Annotated in this window: 7 protein-coding genes, 2 tRNA genes and 2 rRNA genes; 1 reads left to right on the top strand and 10 read right to left on the bottom strand. The window is 30.2% G+C overall.

The annotated features are described in order from the left end of the window. Positions 1 to 169: 169 nt before the first annotated feature. The 4 genes from CLCHR_RS23000 to fusA form a co-directional block, all read right to left on the bottom strand. Complete coding sequence (locus tag CLCHR_RS23000) at positions 170 to 1,411, bottom strand: competence/damage-inducible protein A (RefSeq protein ID WP_079442230.1); 1,242 nt, start codon at positions 1,409 to 1,411, stop codon at positions 170 to 172. Between the two features lie 498 nt (positions 1,412 to 1,909). Continuing rightward, on the bottom strand, positions 1,910 to 2,863 hold the full coding sequence (locus tag CLCHR_RS22995) for an ROK family protein (protein WP_079442229.1): 954 nt from the start codon (positions 2,861 to 2,863) through the stop codon (positions 1,910 to 1,912). Positions 2,864 to 2,959: 96 nt separating this feature from the next. Beyond that, on the bottom strand, positions 2,960 to 3,211 hold the full coding sequence (locus CLCHR_RS22990) for a hypothetical protein (RefSeq protein WP_079442228.1): 252 nt from the start codon (positions 3,209 to 3,211) through the stop codon (positions 2,960 to 2,962). 310 nt (positions 3,212 to 3,521) lie between these two features. Continuing rightward, a complete protein-coding gene (gene fusA, locus CLCHR_RS22985) occupies positions 3,522 to 5,603 on the bottom strand; it encodes an elongation factor G (protein WP_079442231.1) in 2,082 nt (693 codons plus the stop codon). Positions 5,604 to 5,886: 283 nt separating this feature from the next. Here fusA and wsfD point away from each other — a divergent pair, with 283 nt between their 5' ends. Beyond that, positions 5,887 to 7,371, top strand: coding sequence for a glycan biosynthesis hexose transferase WsfD (gene wsfD / locus CLCHR_RS22980; protein WP_079442227.1), 1,485 nt, complete (start codon positions 5,887 to 5,889; stop codon positions 7,369 to 7,371). A gap of 240 nt (positions 7,372 to 7,611) precedes the next feature. Here the strand turns inward: wsfD and CLCHR_RS22975 are convergent, their stop codons facing one another. The 6 genes from CLCHR_RS22975 to CLCHR_RS22950 all read right to left on the bottom strand — a co-directional run. Continuing rightward, positions 7,612 to 8,076, bottom strand: a complete 465-nt coding sequence (locus CLCHR_RS22975; RefSeq protein ID WP_079442226.1) for a VanZ family protein — start codon at positions 8,074 to 8,076, stop codon at positions 7,612 to 7,614. A 148-nt stretch (positions 8,077 to 8,224) separates the two neighbouring features. Further along, the gene (locus CLCHR_RS22970; RefSeq protein ID WP_079442225.1) at positions 8,225 to 8,662 is read right to left on the bottom strand and encodes a hypothetical protein; all 438 of its coding nucleotides are present in this window, start codon (positions 8,660 to 8,662) and stop codon (positions 8,225 to 8,227) included. 280 nt (positions 8,663 to 8,942) lie between these two features. Continuing rightward, a tRNA-Ala gene (locus tag CLCHR_RS22965) sits at positions 8,943 to 9,018 on the bottom strand. A gap of 1 nt (position 9,019) precedes the next feature. After that, positions 9,020 to 9,096 (bottom strand) — tRNA-Ile (locus CLCHR_RS22960). 43 nt (positions 9,097 to 9,139) lie between these two features. Further along, positions 9,140 to 9,256: ribosomal RNA gene (gene rrf, locus CLCHR_RS22955) — 5S ribosomal RNA — on the bottom strand. A gap of 125 nt (positions 9,257 to 9,381) precedes the next feature. Next, positions 9,382 to 9,506: ribosomal RNA gene (locus CLCHR_RS22950) — 23S ribosomal RNA — on the bottom strand; the annotation flags it as partial.

Raw genomic sequence — 9,506 nt, 5'->3', positions numbered from 1 at the left:
ATATTATGGCATTTCGTTTTAGTTCTATGAAAAATAAGACTTTTATAATAATATATGAGTTATTAGATAATCAATCATATTTATTATATTGTGTAATCCTTAGGTAAATATGCTAATAAGGTTTAATACACAATTTATTTAGAATTATAATATTCTTTCTTAATATATTTTATATATTTTTATTGATTAAAATTCTTCTAAGCATATCTAGTCCAGTAATAGTAGCTTGAAGTCTTATTTTACTCCTATTTCCTTTAAAAATGCATCTTTGAACTTTCACTTTGCCCTGTACATATACACCTACATAAACTAAACCAACAGGTTTTTCTTCAGTTCCACCTTCTGGTCCAGCAATCCCTGTCGTAATTATACTAACATCAGTTTTAGCTGTATTTGCAATTCCAATTGCCATTTCTCTTGCTGTCTCTTCACTTACAGCCCCATATTTATCTAATGTCTCATTGTTAACTCCGAGTCTATTATGCTTAGCAGCATTTGAATATGTTACAGCCCCTTCCAAAAACACCTCAGAGATTCCTGGGTAATTGATAAGTGTGCTAGCTATCATACCACCTGTGCATGATTCAGCTGTTGATATTGTAAGTTTTTTTTCAATCAAAAGTTTAGCAACAGCTTCTTCTATACTAATATCTTCAGTTGCATAAACATTCTCACCCAGTCTACTTATAATTTCATTCTCTATTGGCTCTATCAAATTTAATGCTTCTTCTTTATTACTAGCCTTCGCTGTTACACGGAGTACTACTCCAGTATCTTTTGCATACGGCGCAATTGTCGGGTTAGTTTGAGCATCCAATAAATCCTTAATTTCTTCTGCAACTGCACTTTCCCCAATTCCCAATATTTTAATCATTTTTGAAATTAGTAAAGAGTCTGTTTTTCCTTGAAGATAGGGCCTAACTGTTTCTTCAAACATTGGTTTCATCTCTTTTGGTGGTCCAGGTAAAATAATCATTATTTTATTATTCTCTTCTATAATGACACCTGGTGCTGTACCATTATCATTATTTATTATAGCTGCTCCTTCTGGAATCAGCCCTTGCTTCAAATTATTCTCAGTCATTTTTCTTTCTCTAAATTTAAAATAATCTTTTATCTTTTCAATTGAATCTCGATCTTGAAATAATGCCTTATTGAAATATTTGGCTGCAACTTCTTTTGTTAAGTCGTCCTCTGTTGGACCAAGTCCCCCTGTTGTTATTATAATATCACTTCTACTATATGCCTCATCAAATGCATGTATAATTCTTTTTTCATTATCACCTACAACTTGTTGATAATACATATCTATCCCAAGTGACGCTAACTCTTGAGCTAAGTACTGAGCGTTTGAATTAACTATATCTCCAAGTAAAATCTCTGTTCCTATAGCTATAATTTCTGCTTTCATATTATTACCTTCTTTTTATCTCATAATTTATAAAATTTTATTTATTTTCTTAATTCAAAATTATACTCTCAAATTATAATTTATTACAATAATTTCTTCTAAGACTATTAAGTAATCTTCATCATATGATTAAAACCTATTCAATTAAAATTGAATAGGTTTTATAAAAATATTTTCTTTTATAATATGCTATCTCCAAATATATAATTTAGAGATAGCTTATATAAAAAATTTTTTCATCTCAATCTACTCTAAGCAAATACTTGATATCATAAAACAAAAGTCTCTTTAAAAATAAGTATTTACCTAAAATAAATTTAGTAATATGTATGAGAAGAAAAAATTCGTTGCAAAGAGAGCTTCCATAGTTATAGTGTATGTTTGAATTTCTATACTTATTCATATCTATTAACATTTTTATTATAAAATTTGTATTTTATAATCTTTATAATACCTAGAAACGCCTTTACTTTAACATGATTGCATGAGTCAGTATCATTATTTGTCTTCAGTTTCTAACAGTGCTAGCGCTACTGCCCCTACAACCCCTGCATCAGTTCCTAAACCTGCTGGCACAATTTTAACTGATTCTGCCATAGATTTAAAACATCTCTTATCTACAACTTTTCTCACTGTATCAAAAACAATATCTCCAACTTTTGATACTCCTCCACCAATTATGATCACTTCTGGATCGAAAATAGCTACTGAATTAGCTATAGCTATTCCTAGATAATTTAATGCAGTATTAACTATATCTATACAAACAGGATCTCCTTCAGCTGCTTCTTTAAACACTTCATATGAAGTAACAGTTTCATATTTTCTTAGCGAAGTTTCAACTTTACTATTTAATGCTTCTTGTCCCCTTTTTGCAATTGCAGTTCCTGATGAAGTTGCCTCTACACAACCTATATTTCCGCAATTACATCTTGGACCATCTGGCGCAACTGTCATATGACCAATTTCTAAAGCATTTGAAGTATGGCCTCTATATACTTTTCCATTTAAAATAGCTCCACCACCTACTCCAGTGCTTACTGTAAAGAATACTACATCTTTAGCGCCTTTTCCTGCTCCAAACATGTATTCTCCAATAGCCGCAACGTTTGCATCATTATCTAAAAATACTGGAACTCCAAATTTTTTATTTAGTGGTTCAACTAAATTAAAATTCTTAAATGGAAGGTTTGGAGTATAAATTATAGTTCCCTTTTCAGCATCTAATGGTCCAGGGGAACCGATACCAATTCCTTTTATGTCTTCATATGCTACTGATCCATCTTTAATTACTTTTTCTACAGATTCAATAATTCTATTTAATACTGGAATTTCTCCTTCTTGTGCATTTGTAGGCACTGTTGTTTGACAAATTACTTCTCCATTCAAATCAGATAATGCTGTGCTTATCTTTGTGCCTCCTAAATCTACTCCTACAACATACTTTTGCATAATATAACTCTCCTTCATTTATTAATATCCCAATTAAAAACAATTTACTCTAATAAACATTATACTATATTATGTTGCTTTATTAAAACCAGTATTTTAAATATTATTTTGAGAAGAGCATTTATTTGCGCTTATGTAGTAGTTACCCAAGTCATCATATTGCGTATAACTAATAATAAACTGATTATCCAAAAGCATTGTGTTAATTAAATTAATATCATTCTTATTATTCCTATCAACCCTTATCACAAAATTATCATCTTTATCTATAATATTCAAATAATCAAATATATTGCTGTAATCACTTAATTCTATATTTCCACTAATGTCCATAGTGTAATCTGACATTAATTCAACCTCCTTATTAATACAATAATTAAATATTCTTCTAAACAAGTACAAAAATAGTATGGATCATTACAAGTAATTTTATCCTCATTACTCTAATGTAAAATTTACCTCATATCTCAAAATAAACTACTAAAATAATTAAAGACAGATTGTCCTACTATAAATCTCCCAATGAAATTGATTTATTTATAGTTGTACAATCTGTCATAAAAATATTTAAAATTAATTATCAGAAATTCTGATGAGAAGCATGCATTATGCTGACCACTAATTATTTCATTTTTTTACTATCAGAAACTACTACAAATTACTTTCTTTGCCCACTCATACTTTCTATAGCTTTTGATACTTCAACTTCCGGAACTTCCTCATACCTTACAAATTCTTTTGAGAATATTCCCCTCCCCTGAGTTATAGAACGTAATTCCGTAGCGTATTTTCTTATTTCTACAAACGGAACCTCAGCCGTAACTCTTTGTTTACTATCTTCTGGTTCCATCCCAATTACTCTTCCTCTCTTTTTATTTATATCTGCTATTACATCCCCCATATATTCATTAGGCAATAGAACCTCTACTTTCATTATAGGTTCCAATAGAATTGGCTTGGCCTGTTCAAGTCCTTTCTTATAAGCTATAGATGCCGCAACCTTAAATGCCATTTCAGATGAATCTACAGAATGATATGACCCATCATGAAGAGTTGCTTTAAGTCCTATGACTGGGCAACCTGCTAAAACCCCATGTGATATGCATTCCCTTAATCCTTTTTCTACTGCCGGAATAAAATTCCTTGGAACAGCACCTCCTACAACGTTATCAACAAACTCCAAATCCTCTTCTCCATCGGTTCTAGGTTCAAATTTAATTACAACATCACCATACTGTCCATGTCCACCAGATTGTTTCTTATGCTTTCCTTGTACATCTGAAAGACCTTTAATAGTTTCCTTATACGGTACTTTTGGCAAACTTAATACTATATCCACTCCAAATTTATTTTTTATCTTACTTGCTATAACATTAATATGTGTCTCTCCTAATCCTGAAATAATAATTTCAGCATTTTCTATATCTCTATCTATTTCAAGAACAGGATCTTCATCTTTTAACTTGGTTAAAGCTTGAGATATTTTTTCTTCATCACCTTTAGCTTGTGGTATAGCAGCCATTGAATAAACTGTTTTAGGAAAATTCATCTTATCATACATTATTTTAAAGTCTGGGCTAGCTAAAGTATCTCCCGTATTTGTGTACTGAAGCTTAGAGATTGCTCCAATATCTCCGGCAATTATTCTCTTTGTAGGTATTTGAGTCTTACCTCTAATAAAACAAATGTGAGATAATTTTTCACTTTTTTCCTTATTAACATTTAGTACAGTCATATCGTCTTTTGCTTCACCTGTCATAACTCTAAAGAACGATATTCTTCCTACAAACGGATCTGCAATAGTTTTAAATACTAGCGCAGAAAATGGCTTATCCTGATCGAAACTTATGAAAACCTCTTCATCTTTTAATACATCTAGAGCCTTTTGAGGGATTGCATATTCTGGTGAAGGAAAACACTCTATAATGTCATCAACTAGTGAATCCATTCCTATAATCTTAGTCGCACTTCCACACATAACTGGTGCAATATCTCCGCTAGCACATCCACTAATTAAACCTTTATATATTTCTTCATCACTTAATTTGCCTTCACTAAAATATTTATCAAGTAACACTTCATCTGTTTCTGCAACTGCCTCCATTATCATTTTCTTACATCTTTCAACCTCATCTATTAATTCCTCTGGTATGTCTAATATCTCTATTTTCTTAGTCCTAACATCATATATTCTAGCTTGTTTAGATATAATATTTATTACTCCTTTAAAATTATCTTCTTCTCCTATTGGATATTGAATTGGAACTACACTTATTCCAAATTGCTCTTTTAGAGAATCTAGTACCTTATTAAAACTGGCATTCTCCCTGTCTAATTTATTTATAAAGAACGTTCTTGGTAACTTAATTTTATTACAATATTCCCATGCTCTTTCAGTTCCAGCCTTTACTCCAGAAACTCCACTTACAACTATCATGCCTACATCTACAGCTCTCATACCCTCAATACATTCGCCCTGAAAATCAGCATATCCCGGAATATCTATAATATTTATCTTAACATGGTCTAATTCAATTGGAGCTACTGAAAGTGCAATCGAGAATTGTCTCTTCTTTTCTTCGGTATCAAAATCTAAAACCGTAGTTCCATCTTCAATCTTCCCTAACCTATCAGTTATTTTCGAATAATATAAAATACTTTCAGCTAAAGAAGTTTTTCCTGTGCCATTGTGTCCCATTAATCCTACATTTCTTAAATTTTTAATACTATAATCCTTCATAAATTCTGCCAATTCCATAATCTACTTAGAAATTGGCATCCACCTGCCTTTCAATTCATAATGCTCTGTACTATATAATATTCTATATTCTTTTATCAAATCCTCCTTATTATCACAATTTTCTGAATATTCTTGTAAATCATTTCTTTATTATTAAATTTATAATTTAATGCTTGCCTCTCATTGTGGTATTAATATAAAAACAGTATAATCTTATCATTGGGTATTATAGGGTACATATTAATTTAAATTTTAAATCTAAATTACATGGAGGAAAGATTTAATGAAGATTAAAATATGCCCAACAAGTTATAATATCTTATTTATCATATCTGCCATTCTAATAACTATTGGAATATTATTTACCAAGCCTCAAGTAGGAGTTGCTGACCAAGGCGATTTTGATAGAGTTATGAGCATTTCTGGTTTAACTTTGTTAGATTCAGATTCAAGTAATCCCAACTTCTCTAGGTTTTATAAGTACATAATAACAGATTATAAGATTATTCCTTTAGATGATCTTTCTGATACAATTACCGGATGTAGTTTAAGTTATTTAATTGTACTTATTAATTGTATTTCCAAACTTATGGGAGTAACAATTTTTAAAACTCACTACTTAGCTACTGTCTACAGTATCATATATATTCTTTCTTTTAGCATAATATTAAAATCTCTGAACATAAAAAATAGTTTCAAATTTCTACTTATAGCGCTACTGATATTGTTTGTATTCTTTGATGGCAACTATCTAATTTGGTTTAACAGTTTGTATGGAGAACCAATGATGTTAACCACACTATTATTATTCATTTCATCTGTTCTTAATTATATAAATTATAAATATGTTATGAGAAAAACTGAACATATAACACTAAAAGTAGTTTATATATTAATTTCATCATTCTTATTCTTAGGTTCAAAACTACAGGTGCTTACTGCATTACCCTTTGTCGTATGTTTTCTCATAAAAATAGTATGGGATAATAAGTATTACTTAAATAAAATTAATAAAGCTTTTTTGTGCATATTTATCTATTTGGTAATTGTTTATCCAATTGGAGTTAGCACAAATTGTAGTAATTTGTGTAAAGATACAGAGTACAACTCAGTTTTTTATGGTATACTAAATGATTCTAAGACACCTGAACAAGACTTAATAGATTTAGGCCTCAATCCAGATATGGCTGTAGATGCTGGAAAACATGCCTACCTCGATGTAGATGAATATGTAAAGTATATTCCTAGAGATGAAGCGACCTATTCGGAATTTTATGATAAAATTAGTAATTTAAAACTTGCTGAATTCTATTTAAGACATCCTAATAGGTTATTTAGTGGCATGAAATATACAGTAAGTAAAGCATTTTATACCAGTACATCATTGGGTAAGTATTCCCAAAGCGATAACCAAGCTTCTACTAGCGAATTCCATAAGTTTACTTTATGGTCATACATCAGGGAGAACTTCTTTCCTAGAAGTCTGCTATTTATAATTTTGATTTATTTATCTGTAATATTATTCTCTTTTTATAAGTATATAAAAAATAAATATAATTTAGAAACAAAAAATAAAATATTCCTACTTTGGACTATTATTCTAATTAGCATTGCTCAATTTCCTATGCCGTTTATAGGTAATGGTAGAGCTGATACCGCTAAACAGTTATTTCTTTTTAATTCAATTTTTGACGGCCTGATTTTTCTCATTTGTATATATATTTTCTTCAAAATAATAGACACAGTCAAGTTTAGACTGCAAAAATAATTTTGCTCAACGAATAAACACCGCCTCTATATTTCAAAATCTCTAATAATTAATATATGTACCTACAACAATAAGTCCGTTGCTACTTTCACAATAAATTTAAAATAGGAGTTATAGTCGAAGCATATCATTCATGTTTCAAGATTCATGATATGCTTCGACTATAAACTCCTATTGTAATAAAGCTTAATATAATTTATTAATAAGCTTGCAGTTCAATTAAATAATAAATTATATACTTTATACCTTATCTTTTTTAACTTGTCTAATATTGGCTAAACTATCTATTAATAATTTAATTATTATGAGAGTAATCCCACCTAAAGTATCTATTATGACGTCTCTAATAGCTCCTTCTCTTCCTACTATAAATAACTGATGTATTTCATCAGTGCAAGCATAAATGAATACTATTATTATTGTTATAATAACAACCCTCTTAGTATTAACGTATAAATTTAATACATTAAACGTTAGTAGCGATAGAATCATATACTCAATAAAATGTGCACATTTTCTGACAACAAAATTAGCGAGCTGCCCAAAAACTCCATTAATATCAATTCCTATACTAGAAAGTAATTTTATCACTCCTATACTCTGAGAATCCGATATTTGAGCGGGCTGATTCGACATAATAAATATTACGCCCATCCATATAATTAATAATATCCAGTTAATTGCTATCTTTCTTTTGTTTCTCATCTTCTATCCTCTTCTAAATAAATCATAATAATGGCATATATAATAATTATCTCTTCTCATCATTATATACTAACTTACATTTTATTTCTGTTAAATCAACATAGGCAAAATCCTTAAAAATAAGTAATAGTAATTCTATATAATGAGTTCATTCTGACATGTACCTATTTATATATGCAAGAGATTCTTCTAATAATTCTTGTCCTTTTTCCAATCCATCGATCTTCATCTCAAGATTGCATATCCTTTGATCAATCTGATACATAAACTGTTTTATATCTTGCAACAACTTTGACTCATACGTTACTTGTATACCTTCATCATCAACAAATACTTTTTCTGGCGGAGAACCACACTTAGTACACTTCGCATATATACCTTGTTTTTCTAAGTTATTAAATACTTTGAACGTATCATTATTACATTGCTCACAATTCGACAACATCATAAACTCATAACAGCTCACGTCATAATAATAAGTACTTCCACAATCTTTGCATGTTAATTTTAATCTATCATCTTCTGTTACTATATTAAATTCATTACCACTACATCCATCTTTTTTGCAGACAATAGTTCGTACCATAATTCTCCCCTCTCACATTAATAATCTTTTCTCCATCTAATACATTGTATGTCTAAATACATTTTTGCATATATTTTACATATAAATTATATATTATATTCTTTTAATTGTACACTTTAATAATTAGTATTTTTAATTCATTTTACCTAATAGTTCTACTATTTTTGCTTAATTTTATAATATTAATATCAATTATATTATCCGAAATATCGATAGAATTTATCTTCTTACTTGTTTGCATAACAAAAAAGTCATGAATTATATAATTCATGACTTTTTTTGGTGGAGATAAAGAGATTCGAACTCTTGACCCCCTGCGTGCAAGGCAGGTGCTCTCCCAACTGAGCTATACCCCCATGGTGGACCTTCAGGGACTCGAACCCTAGACCTACCGGTTATGAGCCGGTTGCTCTAACCAACTGAGCTAAAGATCCGTTAAGTTAAAATATTAACTTAAATCTTGTATTCTACAAGAATACCTCGCAACGTCCTACTCTGCCACACAGTCGCCCGTGCAGTACCATCGGCGCTATAGACCTTAACTTTCCTGTTCGGAATGGGAAGGAGTGTTACCTCTATGCCATCATCACGAGATTAAGTGAATTCCCAAATCTATGATTTGGTTGAATGAACTTATGCAAATCACTAAAGTGATTTGTATTCCTTGTTCTTTCAAAATTGCACATAGTTTTTTTAATGTATTACAACTTGATTATTTATTGGTCAAGCCCTCGACCTATTAGTATCAGTCAGCTAAATATGTTACCATACTTACACCTCTGACCTATCAACCTTGTAGTCTTCAAGGGGTCTTACTAGCTTACGCTATGGGAAATCTAATCTT

Origin of the sequence: Clostridium chromiireducens, assembly GCF_002029255.1 — a bacterium.
In the GTDB taxonomy this organism is placed as follows: Bacteria; Bacillota; Clostridia; order Clostridiales; family Clostridiaceae; genus Clostridium; species Clostridium chromiireducens.
This window is presented reverse-complemented; position numbering and strand designations above follow the sequence as displayed.

Bases quoted from the DNA above. Each gene is read 5' to 3' on its own strand.
- CLCHR_RS23000 (WP_079442230.1), bottom strand. From the start codon at position 1,411: ATGAAAGCAGAAATTATAGCTATAGGAACAGAGATTTTACTTGGAGAT.
- CLCHR_RS22995 (WP_079442229.1), bottom strand. From the start codon at position 2,863: ATGCAAAAGTATGTTGTAGGAGTAGATTTAGGAGGCACAAAGATAAGC.
- CLCHR_RS22990 (WP_079442228.1), bottom strand. From the start codon at position 3,211: ATGTCAGATTACACTATGGACATTAGTGGAAATATAGAATTAAGTGAT.
- fusA (WP_079442231.1), bottom strand. From the start codon at position 5,603: ATGAAGGATTATAGTATTAAAAATTTAAGAAATGTAGGATTAATGGGA.
- wsfD (WP_079442227.1), top strand. From the start codon at position 5,887: ATGAAGATTAAAATATGCCCAACAAGTTATAATATCTTATTTATCATA.
- CLCHR_RS22975 (WP_079442226.1), bottom strand. From the start codon at position 8,076: ATGAGAAACAAAAGAAAGATAGCAATTAACTGGATATTATTAATTATA.
- CLCHR_RS22970 (WP_079442225.1), bottom strand. From the start codon at position 8,662: ATGGTACGAACTATTGTCTGCAAAAAAGATGGATGTAGTGGTAATGAA.